The sequence below is a fragment of the Eubacterium ruminantium genome (assembly GCF_900167085.1).
In the GTDB taxonomy this organism is placed as follows: Bacteria; Bacillota; Clostridia; order Lachnospirales; family Lachnospiraceae; genus Eubacterium_Q; species Eubacterium_Q ruminantium.
This window is the reverse complement of record NZ_FUXA01000005.1, coordinates 198,002-223,831: the sequence shown is the minus strand read 5'-3', so window position 1 is coordinate 223,831 and position 25,830 is coordinate 198,002. Positions and strand designations below refer to the sequence as shown.

Sequence of the window (25,830 nt, the reverse complement as noted above, 5' to 3'; positions counted from 1 at the left end):
TAACTACCCCAACATTTTATCACGAAGACACTATATTTTAAATACCTTTTTTACCATATTACGTAATTTGTGGATTATATTAATATTTTCTTTATGATACGATAAAACATGTAAATCTTTCACAATAAAGGAGCATGTAAATGGCCGAATCAATCCTTACAAAGCAGGCAATAGCCGGAAGTCTAAAAGAATTATGTTCAGTTAAAGCATTCGACAAGATCTCCATCGGAGAATTAACAAAAAAATGCGGTATAAACAGACAGACATTTTATTATCATTTTACTGATAAATATGCCCTTCTCAACTGGATATACGCCAGTGATCTGCTTGAACCGCACATGAAAGATCTGAATTTTAATAACTGGGATGAACGCCTTAGAAGTCTAATGGAAGTAATGTATAAAGATAAACTTTTCTACATAAATACCATTAAACATGCAGGTTCCTATATCATACAATACATGCTGAATGATACCGAAATGATCATCACAAAAGCCATCGACACAATAGATCAAAACAGTATTGTATGCAACACGGAACGCCATTTTCTATCACGATTTTTATCATATGGAATATGTGGAATACTCACAGAGTGGGTTACAGAAGGTATGCAGACCGACCCGAAGGAAATGTCCGCATACATGCTGAAAATGCTTAAACACTGTGAAAATGCCGCATATGATTTTAAAACCGGTAAGCTGGATATTTAGAAATATTTCTTCATATCCTTCACATAGTCCTTAAGCTTATCCGGAGCATTTGTGCCTTCTGCAGCAACTATCTTTACAAGAGCAGAACCTACGATAACGCCGTCAGCTATCTCTGACATCTTCTTAGCCTGTTCAGGAGTGCTGATTCCGAATCCGATAGCTGCAGGAACATCTGTTACTTCCTTGATGGCTGCAAGCATTGTTGAAAGATCTGTCTTGATCTCACTTCTTACACCTGTAACACCGAGAGAAGAAACAACATAGATAAATCCCTTTGCTTCAGAGGCAATAGTTTTTATTCTCTCTTCAGATGTTGGTGCTATCATTGAAATAAAATCCATTCCGTACTTTTCAGCTGTATCAGAGAATTCTTTTCTCTCTTCGAATGGGCAGTCAGGAATGATTATACCGTCTGCACCTGCTTCAGAAGCATTCTTAAAGAATCTGTCGCTTCCATAATGGAATACAGGATTTGCATATGTCATGAAAACGATCGGAATATCAACTTCTTTTCTAAGTTCTTTAACAAGATCGAATACCTTGTCAGTTGTCATTCCGGAAGCAAGCGCTCTTATGTCAGCTTCCTGAATAACAGGGCCCTCTGCTATAGGATCTGAAAATGGAATACCGATCTCGATAAGGTCAGCTCCACCTTCTATAATAGCCTTATAATTCTTGATGCTTGAAGCAAAATCAGGATCTCCGGCTGTAAGGAAAGCTATGAATGCCTTCTTATTCTCAAATGCTTTACAAATTCTACTCATGTTATTCCTTCTTTCTACTATCAGATATAGTCTTTAATATTATCCATCAGATCATTTATCTTCTTTTGTGACTTAATGCCAAATGATTCTTCAACCCCCGTCATTATATCTATAAGTTCAGGACTGAGTCTGTCTATAATATCTTTCACATTTGAAGGATTTATCCCTCCGGCTGCCATGACCGGAATATCAACAGATGCCCTTACATTTTTATAAAATTCTTCATTCAGACTGCATCCGGATGATGCTGCATTTTCAGCGTTTCTTGCATCCACAAGAAGAATATCCGCCCCGGCTTTTTCAAATGCCTTCGCGTCATCACAGCCTTCCGGAACAGTTTTTATTATCTTTATGCTGTGCAGCTTCTTCAGCCCGATTATCGTATCCTCGTCCTCTTTATAATGCAGCTGAATATAATCAGGTTTAAGGACACTTATAAGATTTGATAACTTTTCTATGTTGCCGCCCGAAACTATACAGCATTCACATTTTATGCCTGTTTCTTCAATCTTTTTTCTGAAGTGATCTATAAGTTCGCCGGCTCTTTTTATATCTAAATTCCACGGAACCGCCACAGGATAATCAACCACAAATCCCACTATATCAGCTCCTGAATTTATGCAGTGATCCACATCTTCCTCGCGCATCAGACCACAGATCTTAACAAGTAACTTCTTCATATATTTGTAAGCTCTCTATAAAATTCTATAGGATATGACGCTTTCCAGATAGCCGTTCCGATAAGCACCGCGTCAGCCCCGCATGATACAGCTTTCTTTGCATCATCAGCACTGAGTATTCCACTCTCACTTACAAGGAAAACATCTTTTCCGAATAAATCTTCCTTACGATTGTCTCCATTTCCGGAATCAAGCAAACTCGCTGTTGTATCGACTGTTCCGCCATCTTTTTCAAGCTTCAGTATATTTCTGTTATTGATCCCAACAAGTTTTGCACCGAGATTTTTTGCAAGAGCAATCTCTTCTAAGTTATGAGTTTCCACAAAAGGTTCTATACCTTTTTCAACAGCATACTCATAACAGATTTTCATCTCTTCTTCACTCATAACCGAACACATGAGAAGCACCGAATCCGCTCCCGCATCTATTGATCTATCAATCTCCTTTGTATCTCTTATGAAATCTTTCCTGAGAATCGGAATATCCACAAGTCTTCTGATATCCTTCAGAAGCCTGATAGAACCGCCAAAATCATTTGGCTCGGTAACAACCGAAATAGCCGGAGCACCTGCATCTTCGATCATCTGTGCAAGATAATGCGCATCATGCTCATCTATAAGCCTTCCTACTCCCGGCGAAACACATTTAAAATCAACTATAATCGGAAGTCTTCCCTCATTTTTTCTGTTTTTCAAGCTTTCACTGAATTTATTCATATCTTTTACCCATTTCCTACAATCCGACTCTGTGAAACCATAGATACAAATTATACGCAGATATTATTCAGCTCATTTTATTCAGCAAATATTATTCAGCGTATTTATTTGATTCTGTAATAAGCTCCTGAAGTTTCTTCTCTGCTGAACCATTTTCTATAAGTTCTTTTGCAAGTTCAACGCCTTCAGCAAAATCCTTAGCCTTTCCGCCAACCACAAGCGCACCTGCAGCATTTAAGACTATAGCATCTTTTCTAGGTCCGCTTATCTTTCCTGAAAATACTCCTCTTATTGTATCTGCATTTTCAGTAGGAGTACCTGTCTTAATATCATCAAGAGAGCATCTCTTAAGTCCGAAATCTTCAGGTTCGATAGTATACTTAATGATCTTTCCGTCTTTAAGTTCATTGATCCTTGTCTTGCCAAGAAGTGAAATCTCATCGAGACCATCTTCTCCATATACAAACATAGCCTTTGTATAACCAATATTCTTTGCAACTTCCGAAACTGTATCAAGGAGTTCAGCCTTGTAAACACCCAGAAGATGTCTTGGTGCAAATGAAGGATTGATGAGCGGTCCGATTATTGTATAGAAAATAGTCTTGATTCCCAGCTCACTTTCCGGAGGAAGAACCTTTCCCATAACAGGATGGAAAAGAGGTGCATAGATAAATGCGATTCCTATATCCTCGATAAGTTTTGCTGCCTGTTCATTATTGAGATTTATATTTACTCCCAAAGCTTCAAGAACATCCGCACTTCCCGAAAGTGATGAAATAGATCTGCTTCCGTGTTTTGCAATCGGAATTCCCGCTGCTGCCGCAACAAGTGCTGTAGCTGTGGAAATATTGAATGTACTGAGTCCTCCGCCTGTTCCGCAGGTATCCATCATTTCATCCTTAACATTTGCTCTTATAGGTACACAGTTAGCTCTCATTGCATTTGCAAATGCTGCAAGCTCATCTGTATTGGTTCCCTTCATCAATAAACCAACCTGAAATCCTGCTATCTGAACATCTGTTACTTCATCAGCTGCAACTGCATTTATAAATTCCGAGATTTCCTCAGGTGTAAGCGTCTCTTTATTTGTTACCTTAGCCAAAATATCCTTATACATAGCTTAACCTCTCCTTTTGTTCAAATATCTTTTCCCCGCCGGTTTCTATTCGTAAATCTCAACGCCTCTGTATCTCGCGATAGCAGCTACGTCCTTATCTCCTCTTCCTGAGATAGTACAAACAATAATGCTGTCCTTTGGCATATTCGGAGCGATTTTTAATACCTGTGCTACAGCATGACTGCTTTCGATTGCAGGTATGATACCTTCTGTTCTTGAAAGATATTCAAAAGCTCTTACTGCCTCTTCGTCTGTGATCGGAACATATTCAGCTCTGTTAATAGAAGCAAGATAAGCATGTTCCGGTCCGATTCCCGGATAATCAAGTCCTGCTGAAATAGAATAAACAGGAGCGATCTGTCCATATTCATCCTGGCAGAAAAGTGATTTCATACCATGGAAGATTCCTACCGATCCATTTGCCATAGTCGCTGCATTCTTTGGATTATCAACTCCAAGACCCGCTGCCTCACATCCGATAAGTTTAACGCCTTCATCTTTTATATATTCATAAAATGAACCGATAGCATTGCTTCCGCCGCCAACACATGCGATAACAACATCAGGAAGCTTTCCTTCAGCTTCAAGGATCTGCGCTCTGCTTTCCTTACTTATAACTGACTGAAAATCTCTTACTATAGTAGGGAATGGATGAGGTCCCATAACCGAACCCAAAACATAAAGTGTATCATCCACTCTGCTTGTCCACTCTCTCATCGCCTCATTTACGGCATCCTTAAGAACTCTTGTACCTGTCTTAACTGCATGAACCTTAGCTCCCAAAAGTTCCATTCTGTAAACGTTAAGTGCCTGTCTCTTTGTATCTTCCTCTCCCATGAATATCTCACATTCCATATCCATAAGAGCTGCCGCTGTAGCTGTTGCAACACCGTGCTGACCTGCACCTGTCTCAGCTATAACTCTTGTCTTGCCCATTTTCTTGGCAAGTAAGCACTGTCCGAGAACATTATTTATCTTATGTGATCCTGTATGATTAAGATCTTCTCTCTTAAGATAAATCTTTGCTCCTCCAAGATCTTTGGTCATCTTCTCTGCATAATAAAGAAGTGACGGTCTACCTGCATATTCACGATTAAGCTTATCAAGCTCAGCTATGAATTCAGGATCATTTTTATAATGCTCATATGCTGCTTCAAGCTTATGAATTTCATTCATCAATGTTTCCGGAATGTACTGTCCTCCAAAATCTCCAAATCTTCCTGTCTTATCCATTTCCAAACTCCTTTCAGTACAAGAACATAAAGTAATTTCCTGTAAAGTAAAAAAATCCTTAGTCAGACAAACTCTTGTCAGACTAAGGACGAATTATCTTTCGCGGTGCCACCTTACTTCAGCATTATAACCCTTTAAGTATCCAGCAAATCTAAGGATCAAATGCCACACTCTGTCGGAATACCATCATATTCCCAGCGATTAACGCTCGCACACGTAACATGATACTAACCAAATCTTATCAAAATGGCTTTCACTGTTCCCTCGGTGGTCCATTTGATGAACTGTTACAACGAACCTTACAGCCTCGCGATAAATCCTACGATCATCGCACCGGGTCCGATCTCTGGATGCACATCTTTCACCGTTATCTCCACGTCATCGGTTTAATGTTATTATGATTTGAAAAATATCATATTTCATCAAACATGTCAACTGTTTGTTGCGAATCAGCTAAATATGCTGATAAACAATTGTGTCTCCTTCTTCGATCACAACATTATCTTCAGGAAGTACAAGAATATCATTACGTATTATAACTGCAACCGATATTTTATAATCATCCTCAACTTTTCTTATGGTGTCGCCGATATATGGCGAATCACTCTCTACGATAACATTTTCGGTACTTCTTCGCCTTCCCTCAATCTTCTTTTTCTTAGCCTGGTTCTGCGCCTTTGTATACTGCTCAACGAAACCTGCGGAAATGATACCTGTTGGAATAGCCACAACGCCTACACCAAGAAATGTTATCACAACTGCAAGAAATCTTCCCAGTCCCGTTATCGGCGTTATATCTCCGTAACCAACAGTAAATATAGTCGACATACTCCAGTACAGTCCTGAAAGCGCATTTTTAAATGCCTCTGGCTGAACAGCAGATTCTACACTGTACATACATAATGACGATGCCAGCATGAGAACAAGGATTATGAATACAGACGAAAATATCTGATTCTTCTTATCCAGAAGTACTCTCGTAATGATACTGAATGAATCATCTTTTGCATTAATTCTGAAAAGGTGGAATATTCTCACAACTCTTAACAATCTGAATGCCGCAAATCCTGACAGGAAAAAGAATGGAAGAATTGTAAGAAAATCAACTATACCATCATATGAAACCAAAAACCTGAGCCTCGCCCTTGCCTTGGTCTTTTTAGTATAAAGATATTCCGCGGTCCAAATACGAAGAATATATTCTATGCAGAATATGATCATTGTAACCATTTCAACAGCTTTAAAAATATGCTGATATTTCTCAAGTTCTGTAAATGTCTCAAGAATAAGAGTCATGATATTGAGTATGATGACTATAACTATAAAAATATCAAAACTCCGGCTTGGAAGGTCTCCTCTTTTACCAATCTGGATAATATCAAAGATTCTTTTCTTGTAGAATGATTTATCTTTATCCTCTTTATTTTCTATATCGGTCTTTATCTCGTCCTTATCCATCCTACTCCTCATAATCCGGTATACAACTCCGAAAATACAAATACAAGGAGAAGTGGTTTTATCCACTCTCCCTGTAAAAACTTCTTATATCATGTTAGACTAGCAGCCAAACTTTTCCATTACTTCTTTGTTTGCTTTATCAGCTGCCTCTTCCATTTCTTTTCTATCATTCCATAATCTGTCTCTGAGTTCCTTGTTGCTTACAGCCATTATCTGTAATGCAAGATGAGCTGCATTCTTGCCGCCATTTATTGCAACTGTTGCAACAGGTATTCCAGGTGGCATCTGAACGATTGAAAGAAGTGCATCCATACCCTCAAGATTTGATCCTGAAAGAGGAACACCAATAACCGGCAGAACTGTCTGTGATGCAACTACGCCCGGAAGAGCCGCTGCCATTCCTGCTGCTGCGATAACAACTTCTGTACCGTCATTATTAATCTCATTCATGAATTCAGAGAGAGCCGCATGCGCTCTATGTGCTGAAAGACATCTGACTTTAACATCAACACCGTACTTTTTCAAAATTTCCACTGCAGGTTCAACCTTTGCAAGATCGCTTGTAGAACCCATTATTATAGCTGCTTTCATTTTTTGTTCCTTCCTAAAATGGTCTTATATTTCACAACCGAAGCACTCTTTATGTTTTGCTTAAGGCTGTTATTCGCATTTTATTAGAATGTATCGTCGTCGAAATCAACATCAACATCGCCATCACCATCAGTATCAAATGGGCTGTCGACCATCTCGTTGACACGCATTCTCTTCTTATTCTTCATTTCCTCAACCTTTTTATGAAGAAGCTCCTTAACTTCCATAGTGTTCTTGATATTCTTGAGCTCAAGATATGGATTAGACTTATCAGAAGATGTAACTACAATACTTCCGACACCAAATATCTTCTGCCAAAGAGTTCTTCTAAGAGACAGATCCCTAACTCTGTAGAGAAGTGTTTCTTCATATCTTGTTGTAAAGAAACCTCTCTGTAAAAAAAGTCTGTCATCCTTAAGTTTATAAATTGTAAATGAGATAGGGAGTCCAAGATGTCTCATCCTATCTTTCCAAAGAACCCCTTCTTCCTGTTTCTTATCGGCCATACTTAACCTCCTTCAATTTAAATGAATCCTTAAAGGCAGACTCTTCAACCTACCAAACCTTTATATCATTCATTTCAATATAGTAAATGTACCATAAATCACTGATAATTACTATATTTTTATTATAGTTTCGTACTATGAAATATGTGCTTTATTTCATTTCAACAATTTTCAATATCAAAATGAAAACCACCGATTCGTATTCTGTCTCAAAATAAAAACTGCCGCTTCATATTTTCATACAAAACGGCAGCATATAAAAAATTATATTTTTAATTAGTTGTTGATGAGCTTATCTTCATCACTCCAGCTGTAAAGCTTTCTGATCTCAGCACCGATCTTCTCTGCCGGATGCTCAGCTGCCTTCTGACGAAGTGCCTTGAAGTGAGCCTGTCCACCTGCTGATGACATATCAAGAAGGAAGTCTTTAGCAAATGTACCATCCTGGATATCTGAAAGAACCTTCTTCATAGCCTTCTTTGTATCTTCTGTGATAACCTTAGGACCTGTGATGTAATCACCATACTCAGCTGTGTTAGATACTGAATATCTCATTCCTGCGAAACCACTCTGGTAAATAAGATCAACGATGAGCTTCATCTCATGGATACACTCAAAGTATGCATTTCTTGGATCATATCCTGCTTCTGTAAGAGTTTCGAAACCAGCCTGCATAAGTGCAACTACACCACCGCAAAGAACTGCCTGCTCACCGAAGAGGTCTGTCTCTGTCTCTGTTCTGAATGTTGTCTCAAGGATACCTGCTCTTGATCCACCGATACCAGCACCATAAGCAAGTGCCATATCAAGTGCCTTACCTGTTGCATCCTGATATACAGCAACAAGACAAGGTGTACCCTTTCCTGCCTGATACTCTGAACGTACTGTATGTCCAGGAGCCTTTGGAGCGATCATTGTTACATCTACGTCTGCAGGTGGAACGATCTGTCCGAAATGAATATTGAAACCATGAGCGAACATAAGCATGTTACCTGCTTCAAGGTTTGGTTCGATATCTGCTTTATACATAGCAGCCTGCTTCTCATCATTGATAAGGATCATGATGATATCAGCCTTCTTAGCTGCTTCAGCTGTTGTGAATACTTCGAAGCCCTGCTCCTCAGCTCTCTTCCAGCTCTTTGATCCTTCATAAAGACCGATGATTACCTTTGCTCCTGACTCCTTAAGGTTAAGTGCATGAGCATGTCCCTGGCTACCATAACCGATGATAGCGATTGTCTTTCCTTCAAGAAGTGATAAATTACAATCATCACTGTAGAAAATTCTTGCCTGATCTGCCATTTTAAATTTTCCTCCTAAATAATTAAAAATATATTTTTGTGTTTAGGCTGTATGTTGCGTTGTCTGACAACCTAAATCATATGTCTGACATATATGATACCCAATATAGTTTTTATTGTCAATACTTATTTGTCTTACGCGCCTTTTTCCAGTCTCTTTGCTTCCTTGGCGTAGAAAAATCCGAAACATGCTCCGCAAACACCGCCTACAATATGTGTAAGATGTGAAATATTATCATGCGTTGCAAACTGCGCCCAAACTTCTTTACCCAGATAAATGATAATAACAAGTATCATGGTAAGCGGAATTCCGCCGTCTTTAAGATTAACCGCAGAAGCAAGTATTATCATCATAAATACAACTCCGCTGGCACCGAGAAGTGCTGTATGACTGAAAAATGTCATCTGTACAATGCTTTCAACAAATGAACAGATAAGTATCATTTCCAGAAGATTCTTCGAGCCGTATTTCTCTTCAAGTATAGGTCCAAGCAGAAGAAATACAGTCATATTTCCAAAAAGATGATCAAAATTAATATGTCCCAACGAATGTCCGAAAAGTCGTATAAACCACGTGAAACTCATCTTTGATCTATATACTTCAAAGAAAGTTCTTGTGATATTATTGCCCGAAAGATTTCCAAGCCCCAAAACCAAAAGACATATAAATGCAAATGTCAGTGTAACCGGAGCATTGTATTTGATTCTGAATTTCGCTTTCTCCATACCAACCTCACTTCTTAACTTACCAACCTTTATACATCTACAGTTTCATCATTCACATTACTGTTTTATGTTTTTTCACACCATTCATTTTACTGTTTTACAAAAGCTGCATTTCACAACTAACATTACTGCTTTACAACAGTTTCTCTTAACCCGGATTTATATATCAAGTTTCAGATTTTCATTTATGGCTGCATGATGCAGATGAATCGTCACTGCACTTTTTAATGCAGCAGCATCGCGAACTTTAAGAAAATGCATGATCATTATATGGTCCTTATAAGCATCTTCTGCGATTATCTCGAGATTTTCATCAAGAGCAAATGTCTTCTCGATTGTTTCGGTAAGAACAGGAATAAATTGTGCAAGGAAATCATTATGAGCCGCCTTCATGATGGCTCCGTGGAATTCCTTTTCCGAATTAACTCTTGCCGCACCTCTTGGATTCTTCTTTATATTCTTTTGAACAATTTCTCCGAGGTTAAGTATCTCTTCAATCTCTTCTTCCGTCGCCCTCATTGCAGCAAGAGATGCTGCCTCCGGCTCAATAATAAGTCTTGCTTCATAAAGATCACGAAGTCTTACCTTCATGTCGATATTGTCGATATTTCCTATGACAGATGCTTCCGCAAACTGATCAACCTTACTGCTTACGAAAGTTCCCTTTCCTCTATACACAGTAAGTACACCGTCATTCACAAGTATTCTTATAGCTTCTCGAAGAGTTGCTCTCGATACTCCAAGTTCCGATGAAAGTTCATTTTCATTAGGAAGTTTATCTCCCGGCACAAGAGTCTTCTCATCAAATATTCTCTTTTTTAAAATCTCTGCAGTTTTCTGAGATAAATTAATATTCTGTGTCATTTTTTAAAAAATTACCTAATTGATATCCGTTGTCTTTCTGAGATTTGAGTCAAACAGTTTATTAAAGCCCATCCACTCTTCTTTTTCCTTTGCTCTTGAATCAAGAAGTTCTGTAAATGTCTGAAGCTTTGCATCCATATTATCTGCAAGAGAAAGAGCCTGAGCTTCGATGATCGCCGGCTTCTTTGGTGAACCATACTCAAGTTCTCCATGATGCGCAAGAATACAATGGATCACTTCATCCGAAAGAACCTTAGGAAATCCTTCAATCTTATCGATTTTTCCTCTTACCATCATCGCACCCTCAACTATATGTCCGATAAGCTGTCCTTCATCCGTATAATCATTTAAAGGAAATGAAGAAAGCTCTATAGTCTTTCCTATATCATGTAAAAGTGCACTTGTAATAAGCAGATCTCTGTTTACTGCATAATAATTCCCTGCTATATAATCACATAATTTTGCAACCGAAAGTGAATGCTGAAGAAGTCCTCCGATAAATCCGTGATGAACCGACTTCGCGGCACTGTGTTTTCTGAAGACCTCGATAAATGCCTTATCTTCCACAAAGAAACTTTTAAGAAGTTCTTTGAGATATTTATTGGAAATGCTGTCAATCATACCGAGCAGCTCATCATACATTTTGTCACTGTCATTCTTTGTAACAGGCATATAATCGGATACATCATATTCTCTTTCATCAGCTCTCCTTACTCTCTTGATATTAAGCTGAAGCGAACCGTTAAATGATGTGACAACTCCATCAATCTTGATATAATCATTTGTCTCAAAATGCTCTATTCCATTATTGAGATCCCATATCTTTCCATCGATGACTCCTGTCTTATCCTGTAAGTACACCGAATAGTATGATTTTCCTGCCTTAGTCTTGGCATCTACTTTGTTCTTGCAGAAATATACCTCCGAAATTGTGTCGCCTTCGATTATGTTTTCAATATATTTCATATTATCTGTTAGTCCTTCCTAGGCTTATTTTGACAAGCCAAGCTGATTATATCACATATATATCCTCTGTGTCATTTAAACATTATCCAAAAATTGCTTGATATTATTCAAATATAAGTGTATAAATGTTGTGTTGCACTCCTTGGAAGAACCACTTCTTACCCGGTAGTGCATTTTAATGTTTATAAAAGGAGAATTCACTGATCATGAAAAAAGATAAGCTGAAACCAATGCTTTTCAGTACGATGAAAAATTATGACGGAAAGAAATTCGTAACTGACGTTGTAGCCGGAATAATAGTAGCAATTATCGCTCTTCCACTTTCCATCGCTCTTGCCCTTGCATCGGGTGTTGGTCCTGAACAGGGTATTTATACCGCGATAATCGCCGGTTTTATCATCTCATTCCTGGGCGGAAGCCGTGTACAGATTGCCGGTCCAACTGCCGCATTTGCAACCATAGTTGCGGGAATAGTAGCAAAGAATGGTATGTCAGGTCTTGCTCTTGCAACCATACTTGCCGGAATCATCCTTATATTAATGGGCCTTCTCAGACTTGGTTCACTTATCAGATTTATTCCTTATACAATAACAACCGGTTTCACAGCCGGAATCGCTGTTACTATTTTTATAGGACAGATCAAAGATTTCCTCGGACTTTCATATCCTGCAGGAACAATGACAATTGAAACAACAGATAAGATCAAGGCCACTGTAAAAAATATCGATACATTCAACTACCAGGCACTCATCGTTGGTGGTGTATGTCTTTTGATCCTCATTGTATGGCCTCTTATAACAGAGAAAATACCCGGTTCACTTATAGCAGTACTTGTTGGTATCGCAATGGTTAAATTCTTTAAGATGGATGTAAATACCATCGGAAATCTTTACAAGATCAAAAGTGACCTTCCTCCTTTCACTGCACCATCATTCAGTATGAGTGCAATAAGAAATATTCTGCCTGATGCATTTACAATAGCAATCCTCGCAGCCATCGAATCACTTCTTTCATGCGTTGTTGCAGACGGAATGATCAATTCGCATCACCGTTCAAATATGGAACTTATCGCACAGGGTGCCGGAAATATCGGTTCCGCTTTATTCGGTGGAATCCCGGCTACAGGAGCTATCGCACGTACAGCAGCCAATATCAAAAATGGCGGTCGTTCACCAATAGCCGGTATAACACACTCAATAGTTCTTGTTCTCGTACTTGTGGTACTTATGCCATCTGCAGCACTTATACCAATGCCTACTATAGCAGCCATACTCTTTATGGTAGCTTACAATATGTGTCAGTGGAGAACCTTCGTTCATCTCTGCAAGACTGCTCCTAAGAGTGATATTTTAGTACTTGTTGTAACATTTATTCTTACTGTAGTATTCGACCTTGTAATTGCGATCGAAGTTGGTATGATCATGGCATGTGTTCTCTTCATGAAGAGAATGAGTGACGAATCTGTAGTATCAGGATGGAAATATTACGATCCTGATGAAGATCCGGACGGACCTGAATTAAAGCAGATTCCTAAATATGTTCGTGTATATGAAATATCAGGACCTATGTTCTTCGGTGATGCAGATCACCTTGCAAATATCAGTTTCAAGGACTTCACAAAGGTTATCATCATACGAATGAGAGGAGTTCCTGCACTTGATGCAACTGCTATGCATGCTATGGAACAGCTTTATGAAAGATGTAATAAGCAGAATATTCAGCTTGTATTCTCTCATGTAAATGAACAGCCATATAACACAATGAAGAAGAGCGGATTCATCGAAAAGATCGGTGCAGATAACTTCAGACCACATATTGATGATGCTCTTGAATGGGCTGAAAAGATCAACTAATATATTTAATTCAAATATAATTAAATAACTGATCTGATCAGTCAGATCAAGCGATCATAATAATCCAAATAGATTTGGTTTTCAGAACATATAAAGACGGAGACCGGTTAAATATTTAACCGGCCTCCGCTTTTTTCTTCAAGTTTTCAGTTAATAAGAATATTCACTTAATTATGATTCTCCGAAAGAGCCTCAACACGTATTTCATCAAGGCGTTTACCAAGATATTTATTGATCTTATAATTCAAGAATAAAAATGCTGCAGCAACAAATATAACACCGCCAACGAAGAACAACATATTATCTGTAAAATATCCTAAGAAATCGGTAATAACATAAATTATACCTACGATAATATAAAATATCTTATTCTTTCTAAGCCATTCACTTCTGCATTCTTCTATTTTTTCTTCAACAGACATTTTCCCCTCCGTATAAATACTTTAACCTTTCAGATTTTACCAGTTCTTACCGGTATCTTCCGTATTTGTTTCACCATCACCGTTTCCAAAATCAGGAAAACCATCACCGTTTTTGTCCATTTCTTTATAAGCTCTTTCCTCTTCGGCCTTCTGTCTTTCCTTTGCACTCTGAGTTTTCTGTGAATCCAGCTTATTCTTCAGTTCCTGCTCACGCTTGCTTTGCTGATTATTCTGCTGATCCTGATCTTTTTTATTCTGATCATCTTTATCATCCTGATTATTATCTGTCTTCTGCTGAGGTGGTGGATTCTGAAGCTGCTGTATCATATCATCAATATCTTTCTTAAGCTGTTCAGCATCCTCATCATGTCCATTTGGATCATCCGGATTAGCACAACCTTCTTCGGTAAGAACATTTCTTGCAGCCTGAAGCATTCTGATTGTCTTTTCAACATCCTTTTCTGATGAAATATTATCCCAATCAATCTTCTCAAGCATTGAGAGTGAAAGGTTTACTCGAATGTCGCATTCCTTATGAGCCTTATGCGGTGGATTTTCTTCAAGAGCCTTTTTATAATAAATAATAGCCTCGTCATATTCACCATTTTTATAACATACATTTCCTAAGTTATAATTAGCTACATAACTTTCCGGATAATTTAAATTAAGAAGTATTTTCTCATACTTGTCACTATAATTTCCGTCATTATAATTCTTTATGAATTTCTCATTTAAGAAATGTCTTACTGCAAAGAAAAGAGCAAAAAGGATCATCAATCCACAGACTATGTCAATTATGAGCATAAACTTTTTAGGTTTTCTGATATAATCAAACTTGCTTTTCTTCACTTGACCTTTTTTGTTATCAAGTTCTTCCATACTCAGATCCTTCCTCTCCTAATAATTAAAACCAACTCTAAAACAAGAAGCGCGATTAAAGGATAAACATATATAAAATACTGATCCTCATAACTTATGTTATCGCTATTCTCAATATGTTTTGTACTACCGCTTTTTATTGCATCTATAAGATAAGAAACATTTTCCGGCTTTTCCATATGTATATAATCTATATTCAGCTCTTCGGAAAGTTTCTTCAGATTCGCCTCATCATATTTTGACACGGCATCCTGACCTGTTGTGCTGTCCTGAATAAATCTGTGGGTATCATCGTCATACATTTTGCCACCCTTTTCGGTACCATATCCAAGTACAGCGCCTCCATCCACATATTGTTCGAGCCCTGCGAAAGAAACAACTTCCTCATTGGATGTTTTCTCACCATCACTTATGAAGAATACTATTGTAAGTCTTCCTTCTTTCTTTGATGATGAAATGAGCATCTCTTCCATTTCCTTATATGCAACATTAAAACTTGTTCCCTTAGCATAAATTGAACTTGGTCTGGTAATAGTTGCAAAAGCATCAGTTACATTCTTACTGTCCTGTGTAAATGGAGCAAGTATCTGTGAGCGGTTATCAAATCTTATAAGTGAGAAATTACTTCCGGCCAGTTCTCCCATGATATATGCACAGTCATTAACCGCCGCTGTCATTCTCGGCTCATTATTATAATCATTTGCCCACATACTCATTGTTGTATCAACAACAAAAAGCACATCAATATTTTTTAGCTCGACGTCTGTATTATATTTTTTTGTTCTCGGACGCATATTAATAATAAAGAGAAGCGTAAGTATTGCGACTATCCTTGCTATCTTCATTACCTTTGAAAATGCGCTTATCTTTTTCCTAATGACACATACAGCAAACAGTATTAAAGGTATTGCCATTAAAGGTATTATGACCACTAAAGGTATTATCGGTTTTGTTATCATATCAGGATCACTGCTCCTACAATTATTATGATGATTATGGAAATAATAAGGATAACTGCCGGGATAACCGGTTTATCAACCAACTTCTTAATAGTTATCTCATTTACTTCCATTACTTTCTGCTGCTGAATATCTTTAACTATATCTTTAACCGACATAGTCTTACTCTGTTTATAAAAACGTCCTCCGGTGCTCTCAACGGCTTTCTTCATCTGGTTGGCAAGCTTATCATAATCATAATCATAATAATAATCATTACTTGCCTGAGTGAAGTCATCTTCATTTGGGAATATTCCAAATACAGTAACCTTATTCTTACCGCAGAGTTTGCAGGCTTCATCGAGTTCAACAATCGGTTTTGCTCTTTCTTCCTGAGCATTATCTGTTGACATTATGATTATTCTTGTTCTGTTCTCATCTTCAATATGAGGGAAACTATATAAACAAGATGCAAGACCTTCACCGATAAGAGAACTACCCTTACGCATATTATCGATCAGAGTACCTGCTCCAAGATAATCAAGTTCTTCCGATACTTCATAGAAATGTTCCAATTCATCTTTAGGAACATTGAACTCAGGATAATATGCCATATATTCCTTCTGTAACTGGAAATATCTTTTAAGCTCTTCCAGTTTTCTGATGATGAAATCATAATCATCAGTCATAGGAACATATAATACTGTAGAAGTATTATAGATAGATATACCAAATCTATCACCATCAAGACTTCTTACCACGTCTTCAAGATTATCAACAAGATCATAATTTAAGTAACAAATCGAATATGATACATCCAAGTTAAGATAGATATCTCTCTTCTTTGTTCCGTTACTAACCGTCTCTGTCTTTACAGGTCTGGCTATCAATATCAAAGAAGCAATGATCGACGTAAATATTGCCACTTCAAGTATGCATCTGAGTGCAATCTGCTTTATATGATAGCTTCTGTATTCCGGAAGTTCTCTTACAAATTCCGTATTGGCAGCTCGTATACCGCCTCTAAAAGCTACTTTTCTTTTTATCAAATGAAACAGGACTCCCGCTATAACTAAAGCAGGAATACCTATTTTCAAAATAATCGGATACTTTAACTCCATGACTCAAGAACCTTTCTGGTTTTAAGAATTGATTGATTTACGTCTGCATAAGTTGCCATTGCAAATTCCGGCTCGTAATATTCTGAAACAAGCTGTGTTAAAACAGGTATTCCAACTTCTTTTATCTCGGTAAGTGTATATTTTTCTACCGGTATTCCTGTAGTTTCATACACGAAACCTCTTATGCATAAACTCATTTTTTGATAAGCTTCCTTTGTACTTATGGAACTGCTTCTGAGATTATATTCAATCTGTGCAAGTTTTCCTAAATAAGCTGTCTTTATCTCTATAAGAGTTTTCGGCTTTGGTTTCTTAATCTTGATCTTCTTACTCTTTCCCAGTCTGCCTCTAAGCTTGATCCTGAAAAATACCTGCATAAAGATCACAAGAGCCACTAAAACCGCAGCTATTATAAGCCATAATGTCATATATGAAATTGGTTCCTGTAACTTAACCGATGTTTTCATGTTTATGCCTTTCAAATAATTCCACAACTTTATCTATGATTTCAGATTCCTTTTGAAGAGAAACAAGAGACACTCCATATCTGGTATAAAGCTTCTCAAGCTTCTTATATCTTTTGTCTCTCTCTGCCTTCTCAGCCTTATAAAGCTTCTCTCTGTGAGAAACGTAATCATCTTCGTATTTTTTTCGTGTTACATCATATACATCTTCACCATATAAATATGCATCATCGATATTTAAAACCAGAAGATCGTTATTTACAGTTATATGTCTGAGAATCTCCTCATTCACATCATGCATTCCAACCATATCTGTGATAAGGATGATGATCATTTTTCTCTTTATCTTATCCGCTATATAATCCAGCATTCCTGTGATTTTCTTTTTGCCGTCTTTTCCTATATTTCTTCGGCACCTTGCCATGAGATCTTCAAAATGCGCAGGTCCGGATTTAAAATAGCTGAAATCGATACCTCCGTCAGTATCCTGCATAAGTGCAAAATCATCTCCATGCTTTTCTACAAGGTAAGCAATAGTCCCGAAGGTATCTATTGCGATTTCAGCCTTTTCTTCATTGGCCGAAGTATCCGCAAGCATTTTAACTCCTGTATCTACAACGAATAAAATACTATGTTTCTTCTCGGCAATGAATCGACGTACAAGGGTTTTTCCTGTTTTGGAAGATGATTTCCAATCAATATCTCTGATATTATCACCATAAGCATATTCTCTTAAATCATCGAAATCCATACTTCGACCCCTGAACACCGAAGTAAAATCACCATCAAGAATATTAGTTGTTTTCTTGTTGGTATAAAGAGCTACCTGAGCTCTTATTTTGGATAGACTATCATAATCCACTTTTAATTTCTCCTATACTTTTATGGTGTCTGAACAGTATTGATAATATGATCTATCACCGATTCAACTGCTACATTGTCTGCAACTGCAGAGTAGTTTAGTTCGATTCTGTGGCGTAAAACCTGATATCTGAGCAACTTAACATCATCAGGAATTACATAAGTTCTTCCGTAAAGAAGAGCTACTGCTTTAGCTATCTTCATAAATGCAATTGATGCTCTAGGGCTCGCGCCAAGCCTTACGTATCTGCTGAATTCTTTAGAAAGAACTTTGTCAATGTTACGTGTCGCATCAACAATATTTGCAATATATTTCTTAATGACAGGATCCATATATACTTTTTCATCTATAGCCTGAAGGTTATCTATATCTTTTATAGTAAGCACTGCAGGTGTTCTCTGAATGGCATCAGCCTCAATACGATTCAAAATTTCCACTTCTTCGTCAGGAGTAGGATATGTAATCTTCTCCTTTATTATAAAACGATCTGTCTGTGCTTCTGAAAGAAGATATGTACCTTCCTGTTCGATAGGGTTCTGTGTAGCTATAACTATGAACACATCTCCCGGCATCTTATATGTTTCTCCGCCTATTGTAACCTGTCTCTCCTGCATGGCTTCGAGCATGGCACTCTGTGTCTTTGCACTTGAACGGTTTATCTCATCAAGAAGAACAAAATTGGCAAATACAGGTCCGAGAGTTGTACTGAATTTTCCGGTAGACTGATTATAGATCTGTGTACCGATGATATCACTCGGAAGAAGGTCCGGTGTACACTGGATACGTGAAAATTTACCATCAACCGCATCAGAAATAACCTTTGCTGCAGTTGTCTTAGCAAGTCCCGGAACTGATTCGACAAGTACATGGCCATCAGCAATAATTGCTGCAATAAGGGCGAATTTAAGGCCCTGCTGTCCAACCACTTTTCCGTCATAATACTTTGATAATTTTCTTATTGTATCCTGAGCATATTCAAACTCTTCACTTGTAATACCTGAATTATTTGCTCCTTTTTTGTTTACATTAGCTTCGTTCATCACAATACCTCGTTATTATAATTATTTTCCGACGTGTGAATCGTATATCGAACCGTCCAATGCATTAATCTGCATAAAACTTCCCGAGTAATATTCCTCTCCGTCATCAGTGTAAGCAGTTCCGCTGAAATCCCAAACAGGAAGCAGCATTCCTTCTTCTTCATTATTTACATATCTTGTATATTTCAAAGAAATATCATTAATTTTAATGGTATATTTATCTGTCGTACCGGAACTTATAATTCCGTCAAACACATCACTGTTATCCAGTACATCAAACTGCGCTTCTTCATATATTGTCATGATCTTTTCAAAATCAAGAAGCGAATCTGTCGAATCATCAGAACCACCCTCCGGTGATGCAACGCTGTTATAAGCATCGCTTACTTCGGTTGGATTGCTGTAAAGAAATCCGACTATACCATTATCATTAACAAGTACTTCTATGCATTCATTAAACCAAACTTCTTTTTTGGTTCCATCCGCTCCGTATTCATACATTTCTCCATAATCAGCGGTTGGAATTCCATTTATACTTTTTTGAAAAGTAACACACCATGCTCCGGCTGTCATTACATCAATATCATAAGTACCATCATCATGTTTATCAATACTTAAGCCTTCTGTTCCCTCAAGATCAGGATAACCTTTTGCATCATAATCACTTTCTTCTATAGAAAATCCCATCGGAATTTCCGGAGAGACATAGCCTTTGGCTACATCTGAAACTGCATATCTGTCACCAAGTTCAATACTTGTAAGAAAATCACATGCTAATTTCTTTGCTTCTTCTTCAGAGATATTATTGGTATCTCTTGAACTTTCAACTTTTTTGATCGTTCCGAATCGGCTATCTGTTCCCTTATTACTACCAACCAATTCGGTTTCACCATTATCAAGAACGGTTTCTTCGGTTTTCATTATCTCTACTTCAGTAGAACCACCGATATCACCAAACTCTTTTTCAGAAGTAAAAACTAAATTGCCGGCTGGAATAACAAGTCCGCCTTTTGGAATAAAATCCGAGAATTTATTGTACATCAGATAACTTCCGTATACATCGGAATTTACTGCAGTTATTGCTGTATTACCTGATTCATTTCTCGATACTCCGTAGAACAGTTCTCCGTATTCCATAAGATTTGAATAATATTCATAATCTATTTTTCCGGTCTCACAATCCGAATCAGATATACCGGAATATTCGTCTTTAAGATCGGCAACATTTCTGAACTTAATATCTATATCTTTTTCGGAATTACCATCAACAAATCTGTCACTTGGATTCAGCACTGAAGCAACCTTTTCCAAAATTGCATCATCTAACTTCTCTCTTCTGACTTTTACAACCGGATAATTATCCATTTCAACTTTTTTAACCGGTGCATCAATATTGATCTTCACATTACCGTTTGAGCTGTTTAACTCTTTTGTATAATGATCCACTTCCTGTAGATCAGATACTATTGTTGTATCAAGAATGACATCCGCCTTCTCATCAACAACTTCATTCACAGAAACTTCATCCTGTTTAATCGGTAATTTGTGTTCTTTCTTCTTACCACATCCAACCATCGAGCCTGTCATCATGCATATTGCAAGTAACATTCCGAGGAACCTGCGTCCTTTTAAATTTAATCTTTTTACAAATTCTTTTCTTATCATTTTCAGCCTCTCCCTTTCACCTTTGAAATGAAATATATATATCATGGCTTAATGATAATATTCTTTTATAAATCAAGTATTCATCTACTTGTAAACAAGTTGTAAATTAGTTAATTCCTGTAATCCTGACTTCTGTTCCTTCGCCGGGACTACTTTCCATTTCCATTTTTGCACCTAACTTATCAAGTATCAGCTTTATGATTGAAAGGCCAAGTCCTGCTCCGCCTTCCTTACGGGATCTTGATTTATCGACACGGTAAAATGCTTCCGTAACCGAATCTAAATCTTTCTTTGGGATTCCGATTCCTTCGTCTTTCACCGAAAGAACTTTATCCTTAAATGTCAAATAAATCCTGCTTCCTGTGTCGGAAGCTTTAATACTGTTATCCAAAAGATTTATTATTACATCTTTTATAAGATCTTCATCTGAAGTAATTGCATCCACGTCCGTCTCAGTAATAAGATCTATATTCTTTTCTTTCAATCTGACAGACATTGTCTCTTTGATACTTTCAAAAAGTTCATCTATATAAATCTTTTTCTTTTCAACCGCTTCGCCTTCTGAAAGATCCAGCAGTCTCATCATTTTCTTTGAAAGTCTTCCAAGTCTGTTTGTTTCTGTATATATATAATAAAGCGCTTCATTTTGCTGTTCTTCCGTAAGTTTTGAAGAAAGAAGCGTTTCCGCATATCCTGCTATTGCTGTCATCGGAGTTTTAAGTTCATGAGAAAGATTACCCATCATAAGGGTCTTCTTTCGTTCAGACTCCAGGATTTTTTTATTCTCTGTTTCCACCGCTTCAGCCATTACATTGAAGTGCTCCGCAAGAATTCCAATCTCATCCTTCGTCTTAACTTCAACTCTTTTAGAGTAGTCACCGCCGGCCATATCGGTTGCTGCTTCCGATAAACTCTTAAGCGGAAGCAGTACTTTTCTCATTATGATGATCAGTACAAGTATTATTACACTCAGTAACCCAAGTCCGATAAATACATACATCTGTACATGTTTTTCAAATCTTTCAAATACATCAGTCACTTCATATAATCTGAACAATTCATAATCGCCTATGATTTCATAGCTGACAAAATATAATCCTCCATCATATTCAAGCTTCGGCCTGTCTATGGATATTTTATCATACGAATAACTCGAGATTCTGACTGCCGCTTTACTCAGTTGATCATAATCAAATATCGTTTGATTATAAACAGCTGTCCTTTCGGAACTTCCCTGCTTATTTATATATACTACATTTCTCCAATTATTATCTGTCTTTAACAAATAATTCATAGAATATTCGGAAATTCCGGAATCTATTCTTTTCTCAAATACATTAAAAATCTCTCTTGCTCTTATTGAAGCCTGGGCATTGGCCTCGCTGATCATACTGTTTTTCATGATCATCATATTAATTATGCCGCTAACTATACCAAATACAGTTGCGGCAAAACATGTTATCACGATGAGCTTCTTCTTGAGTTTCACTTTTTTACCTCTAACCTGTAACCGAATCTGTGTATAGTCTTTATATCATCTTCAAGCCCCAACTTCTTACGCAATTGTCCTACATGAACATCAACTGTTCTTGTCTCTCCGAAATAATCATCACCCCATACCATGCTCAAAAGCTTTTCTCTTGAAATGGCCTTATTCTTATTACGAACCAACACTTCAAGGAGCTTAAATTCCATCGCTTTAAGATGAATCTCCTCACCATTACGTTTAACTGTCATGGCATTCAAATCTATTTCCAGGCCACAGATATTTATGACATCATTGAAAGCCCCTGTTCTTTCAAGAACCTTTTCTATCCTGACCATTAGTTCCAAAACCTCAAAAGGTTTTACAATATAATCTTCCGCACCTTCTTTAAGCCCTGTTACTTTTGATGCGATATCATCCTTTGCTGTAAGAAATATAGCCGGAATGCCTCTTGATTTAACTACTTCAAATAATTTAAATCCGTCCATTCCCGGAAGCATCACATCCAAAAGTGCGAGATCGTAATCATGATCTATCATAAGTGAGTCAGCTGCTTCTTTTCCATCTCCGAATACGACAGGCGTATAACCTGAATATTCAAGATTAACAGCTATCATTCTGGAAATAGCTTCCTCATCTTCAACAACCAATATTCTACTCATTAGGATATCCTCTATAATTTCATAACTGTTTTGGCAACAGTTTCATTCAGCGACTTAAATATAACATAGAGTATTTTTTTTTACAATATAGGGTTCTTTGCATATTCCGCTACCCTTAGTAGCAAAAGTATACTTACTGTTTCTTTTTATAAAAATACCCCCGGGATCTTAGATTATAAATGCTAAAGTTTCCATTTCGCGCATCTCTAATCCGCATATTCCCGGGGGGGTATATTCGCATCTTTATTTATCTGTGTCTGTTATTATTCTTCGAATACAACTGTACCGAATACTTCAGGACTCATATATCCTGTTCCTGTATCATCAGCCCAGCTTATAGTACCACATCTGACACCTTCTGCTGTTGCATCATTTACCTGGAGTTCAACACCGGCCTTTCCGCCAACCTCAGGTGTGATATCTGTCCACTTAATAGCAGCTTCAACAACATATCCGTCATCTGTCTTCTTTGTAGCTGAAGTAATATTCTCTGCTACGCACTTCTCACCGTTAAAGCTCTGCTTATTTGAGAAGCTTATTCTGTACTGCTTATCATCAGCTTCATAACCGCCGCTCTTTCCGTTATTCTCATCTACAAAGATTTCAACGGAATCCTGCTGATAATCATCTTCGCTATCCTCATTGAGAACGCTATCCTTTACATCAACAAGAACATAGAGATTCTCTTCATCCCAAAGAAGCTTTCCGTCAGCACTGATATCTGAACCAAGCTTTATAGAAAGAGACACTGCCTCTGCTGCATCCCATGCTTCTTCGATGTCTCCATCAACTGTTGCGCTTCCCTTCTTGATATTAATCTCAGGACGAACAACAACCGGTTCTTCACCAAGCTTAGAAGGATCTACAAATGCCCAATATGCAGGCTTAGCCTGATAGTTATCATCAAAGAGAAGTGGACACTGAAGTGAAGTTCCGTCTGATGAACCACCTACATTATTCTGAGACTGAAGCCATGAATATTTATCAACAACACCCCACATAGTGATTCCGCTGAAATGAACACCTTCTGCATTTAATGCCTTAGCTGCTTCATAAATCTTTCTGAAATAATGTGCCTGCTTTGTATATTCCTTATCCTTTGTTTCGTCTGTTCCGTCATAACCAAGTCCGGCCTTAACATCGAACTCTGTGATCATAACTTCATCAACAACCTGAGAATAATCCTGGATTGCTTCTTTAATTCTGTCAACTGTAGGAGCATTTACCGAATAATGTCCCTGCATACCGAAACCGTCAATACGTGTTCCGTCTGCTTCTTTAACAGCATTGATAAGTTCAATAATACCTGCTTCTTTTGTTGCATCACACTCATTGTAATCATTGTAATAAAGTTTGAGTGTTGCAGGTGCATATCTGTTTGCATACTTAAATGCATTTATAATGAATTCATTGCTGCCGTACACTTTCCACCAGCTTGACTTTGAACCATGTGTTGAATCAGAAAGCTGATCTGCACCCGGCTCTTCATCTGTTCTGTATGTACCTGTTCCGTCGCTGATTGCTTCATTTACGACATCCCATCCGTAGAAAAGATCTCTATACTTACTGTCAGGACCTGTGTAGTAATTAAGAAGTTCTCTGATGTACCACTCAAGTCTGAGGTTCATAGTATCTTTATCAACATATGGCTTTGTCTTATCATAATCTTCGTGGAAGAACCATTCAGGAGCCTGTGAATGCCATACAAGTACATGACCTCTGACTTTGATATTTGCTCCGTTCTTCTCATTGATCTCGAGAATCTTATCAAGAATCTTATCTGCTCTGGAATGATCCATAACAGGAACCTTGATCTTCTCTCCGTTTATATCTGCTTCTTCATCTTCTATAGCAGGAACTGTGTCATTGCTATAACCGAAGACAGCATCCATTTTAAGTTCATTTCCAAGTGTTACTGCATTGAAATGCTTTGAAATAAGTTCCTGGATAAATTCATCATCTATCTCAGAACCTGTAACAGCTGTGCCGCAAATAGAATCCGCACCGAGTCCATCTTCTGATGAAACAACTGATGCAAGCGAAGGAATATCCTTCTCAACACTATATACTACCGGCTCAGCCTTCTCACCAAGAAGCTTGAATCCTGCGATATAGTAATCACCCTTTACGCAATCACCGTTACCGTAATCTGTACCCTGCTCAATAACTCTTATAACTGCCTGATCAAGATTTCCACTCCACTGTGGAGTAAATGTTCCGGCAAATCTTGTCCACTTTCCAGGTTCAAGGGGCTGACTTGAAACACCTGTAATCTCTGCTGAATATGAACCAAGATATGTTGTTGAACCATTTGCTGTAATATATGGTGCAAATTCAACGGTTCTCTGCTCAGCAGGTGCTCCTTCATAATCCGAAGAAAGCATAGCATAAAATTCAAACTGATATTCTGTTCCCTTGGAAATACTTGATGTAATATCCTGTGCAAAACAGTCATATGGTGAAGATGATTCCGGATCTCTGTCAATTACCGCGCATCTTCTGTAACCATCCGGAAGAGGGACTGATTCATCAGCTATACCAACTTTTGAAGATCCCTGTCCTGCCTGCCATGCTGTAACATCGTCATCTAAAAAGTAAGGATTTACAAGGATATTATCCTCATCAATCTCAACCTCCGCAACAGTTGATGTAGCAGCCTCTGTTGTTACCGCTGCTGTATCATTACTTGTTGCCTCATCCTTTTTCTTGCCGCACGCTGTGGCAGATAACATCATAGCAGCAGCCATTCCAACTGCCAAAACTCCTTTTATCTTTCTCACCTCATACCCTCCTGTAACAATTAATA

At 37.8% G+C, this 25,830-nt stretch carries 25 protein-coding genes; 2 read left to right on the top strand and 23 right to left on the bottom strand.

Annotated features, from left to right (window positions below; all coding sequences use genetic code 11):
- The first annotated feature begins 140 nt into the window (after window positions 1-140).
- Entirely contained in the window at window positions 141-710 is a 570-nt protein-coding gene (dhaS, locus tag B5D25_RS03810) for a dihydroxyacetone kinase transcriptional activator DhaS (protein ID WP_078786550.1), read from the top strand.
- Here dhaS and trpA read toward each other — a convergent pair.
- From trpA to B5D25_RS03750, 12 genes are all read right to left on the bottom strand, one after another.
- On the bottom strand, window positions 707-1,474 hold the full coding sequence (gene trpA, locus B5D25_RS03805; protein WP_078786548.1) for a tryptophan synthase subunit alpha: 768 nt from the start codon (window positions 1,472-1,474) through the stop codon (window positions 707-709). The two genes, dhaS and trpA, sit on opposite strands and share 4 nt — an antisense overlap.
- 20 nt (window positions 1,475-1,494) lie before the next feature.
- A complete protein-coding gene (locus B5D25_RS03800; protein ID WP_078786547.1) occupies window positions 1,495-2,154 on the bottom strand; it encodes a phosphoribosylanthranilate isomerase in 660 nt (219 codons plus the stop codon).
- Entirely contained in the window at window positions 2,151-2,870 is a 720-nt protein-coding gene (locus B5D25_RS03795; RefSeq protein ID WP_078786545.1) for an indole-3-glycerol-phosphate synthase, read from the bottom strand. The genes B5D25_RS03800 and B5D25_RS03795 overlap by 4 nt, the downstream gene beginning before the upstream one ends.
- Window positions 2,871-2,961: 91 nt before the next feature.
- Window positions 2,962-3,987, bottom strand: a complete 1,026-nt coding sequence (trpD, locus tag B5D25_RS03790) for an anthranilate phosphoribosyltransferase (RefSeq protein ID WP_078786542.1) — start codon at window positions 3,985-3,987, stop codon at window positions 2,962-2,964.
- 45 nt (window positions 3,988-4,032) lie between these two features.
- Window positions 4,033-5,220 (bottom strand): tryptophan synthase subunit beta, encoded by a 1,188-nt coding sequence (gene trpB / locus B5D25_RS03785; protein WP_078786540.1) that lies wholly within the window; start codon window positions 5,218-5,220, stop codon window positions 4,033-4,035.
- Between the two features lie 453 nt (window positions 5,221-5,673).
- Window positions 5,674-6,678, bottom strand: a complete 1,005-nt coding sequence (locus B5D25_RS03780; RefSeq protein WP_078786537.1) for an ion transporter — start codon at window positions 6,676-6,678, stop codon at window positions 5,674-5,676.
- A gap of 99 nt (window positions 6,679-6,777) precedes the next feature.
- Entirely contained in the window at window positions 6,778-7,269 is a 492-nt protein-coding gene (purE, locus tag B5D25_RS03775; RefSeq protein WP_078786535.1) for a 5-(carboxyamino)imidazole ribonucleotide mutase, read from the bottom strand.
- Window positions 7,270-7,352: 83 nt separating this feature from the next.
- Entirely contained in the window at window positions 7,353-7,775 is a 423-nt protein-coding gene (locus B5D25_RS03770) for a PH domain-containing protein (protein WP_078786533.1), read from the bottom strand.
- Window positions 7,776-8,051: 276 nt separating this feature from the next.
- Entirely contained in the window at window positions 8,052-9,077 is a 1,026-nt protein-coding gene (ilvC, locus tag B5D25_RS03765; RefSeq protein ID WP_078786531.1) for a ketol-acid reductoisomerase, read from the bottom strand.
- Between the two features lie 134 nt (window positions 9,078-9,211).
- Window positions 9,212-9,802 (bottom strand): rhomboid family intramembrane serine protease, encoded by a 591-nt coding sequence (locus B5D25_RS03760; RefSeq protein WP_078786529.1) that lies wholly within the window; start codon window positions 9,800-9,802, stop codon window positions 9,212-9,214.
- A gap of 159 nt (window positions 9,803-9,961) precedes the next feature.
- A complete protein-coding gene (locus B5D25_RS03755) occupies window positions 9,962-10,666 on the bottom strand; it encodes a FadR/GntR family transcriptional regulator (RefSeq protein ID WP_078786527.1) in 705 nt (234 codons plus the stop codon).
- Window positions 10,667-10,681: 15 nt separating this feature from the next.
- Complete coding sequence (locus B5D25_RS03750; protein WP_078786526.1) at window positions 10,682-11,632, bottom strand: 3'-5' exoribonuclease YhaM family protein; 951 nt, start codon at window positions 11,630-11,632, stop codon at window positions 10,682-10,684.
- A gap of 206 nt (window positions 11,633-11,838) precedes the next feature.
- On the opposite strand from B5D25_RS03750, the gene B5D25_RS03745 reads away from it, so the two are divergent.
- Window positions 11,839-13,485: a SulP family inorganic anion transporter gene (locus B5D25_RS03745; protein ID WP_078786525.1), complete on the top strand. Its 1,647-nt coding sequence runs from the start codon at window positions 11,839-11,841 to the stop codon at window positions 13,483-13,485.
- 167 nt (window positions 13,486-13,652) lie between these two features.
- Here B5D25_RS03745 and B5D25_RS03740 read toward each other — a convergent pair whose 3' ends face one another.
- The 11 genes from B5D25_RS03740 to B5D25_RS03690 all read right to left on the bottom strand — a co-directional run bounded on the left by B5D25_RS03740 (window position 13,653) and on the right by B5D25_RS03690 (window position 25,804).
- Window positions 13,653-13,907 (bottom strand): hypothetical protein, encoded by a 255-nt coding sequence (locus tag B5D25_RS03740; protein WP_078786524.1) that lies wholly within the window; start codon window positions 13,905-13,907, stop codon window positions 13,653-13,655.
- Between the two features lie 36 nt (window positions 13,908-13,943).
- Window positions 13,944-14,786 (bottom strand): tetratricopeptide repeat protein, encoded by an 843-nt coding sequence (locus B5D25_RS03735; protein WP_078786523.1) that lies wholly within the window; start codon window positions 14,784-14,786, stop codon window positions 13,944-13,946.
- A 2-nt stretch (window positions 14,787-14,788) separates the two neighbouring features.
- Window positions 14,789-15,700, bottom strand: coding sequence for a vWA domain-containing protein (locus B5D25_RS03730; protein WP_159444073.1), 912 nt, complete (start codon window positions 15,698-15,700; stop codon window positions 14,789-14,791).
- Between the two features lie 41 nt (window positions 15,701-15,741).
- The gene (locus B5D25_RS03725; protein ID WP_143000646.1) at window positions 15,742-16,773 is read right to left on the bottom strand and encodes a vWA domain-containing protein; all 1,032 of its coding nucleotides are present in this window, start codon (window positions 16,771-16,773) and stop codon (window positions 15,742-15,744) included.
- A gap of 62 nt (window positions 16,774-16,835) precedes the next feature.
- Complete coding sequence (locus tag B5D25_RS03720; protein WP_078786517.1) at window positions 16,836-17,312, bottom strand: hypothetical protein; 477 nt, start codon at window positions 17,310-17,312, stop codon at window positions 16,836-16,838.
- Complete coding sequence (locus B5D25_RS03715) at window positions 17,296-18,171, bottom strand: DUF58 domain-containing protein (protein ID WP_078786515.1); 876 nt, start codon at window positions 18,169-18,171, stop codon at window positions 17,296-17,298. The genes B5D25_RS03720 and B5D25_RS03715 overlap by 17 nt, the downstream gene beginning before the upstream one ends.
- A 20-nt stretch (window positions 18,172-18,191) precedes the next feature.
- Entirely contained in the window at window positions 18,192-19,211 is a 1,020-nt protein-coding gene (locus B5D25_RS03710; protein WP_078786513.1) for an AAA family ATPase, read from the bottom strand.
- A 21-nt stretch (window positions 19,212-19,232) separates the two neighbouring features.
- Complete coding sequence (locus tag B5D25_RS03705) at window positions 19,233-20,876, bottom strand: DUF6034 family protein (RefSeq protein ID WP_078786511.1); 1,644 nt, start codon at window positions 20,874-20,876, stop codon at window positions 19,233-19,235.
- A 106-nt stretch (window positions 20,877-20,982) separates the two neighbouring features.
- A complete protein-coding gene (locus tag B5D25_RS03700; protein ID WP_078786509.1) occupies window positions 20,983-22,365 on the bottom strand; it encodes a HAMP domain-containing sensor histidine kinase in 1,383 nt (460 codons plus the stop codon).
- Window positions 22,362-23,024, bottom strand: coding sequence for a response regulator transcription factor (locus B5D25_RS03695; protein ID WP_078786507.1), 663 nt, complete (start codon window positions 23,022-23,024; stop codon window positions 22,362-22,364). The genes B5D25_RS03700 and B5D25_RS03695 overlap by 4 nt, the downstream gene beginning before the upstream one ends.
- 263 nt (window positions 23,025-23,287) lie before the next feature.
- Window positions 23,288-25,804, bottom strand: a complete 2,517-nt coding sequence (locus B5D25_RS03690) for an endo-1,4-beta-xylanase (RefSeq protein ID WP_078786505.1) — start codon at window positions 25,802-25,804, stop codon at window positions 23,288-23,290.
- Window positions 25,805-25,830: the final 26 nt, after the last annotated feature.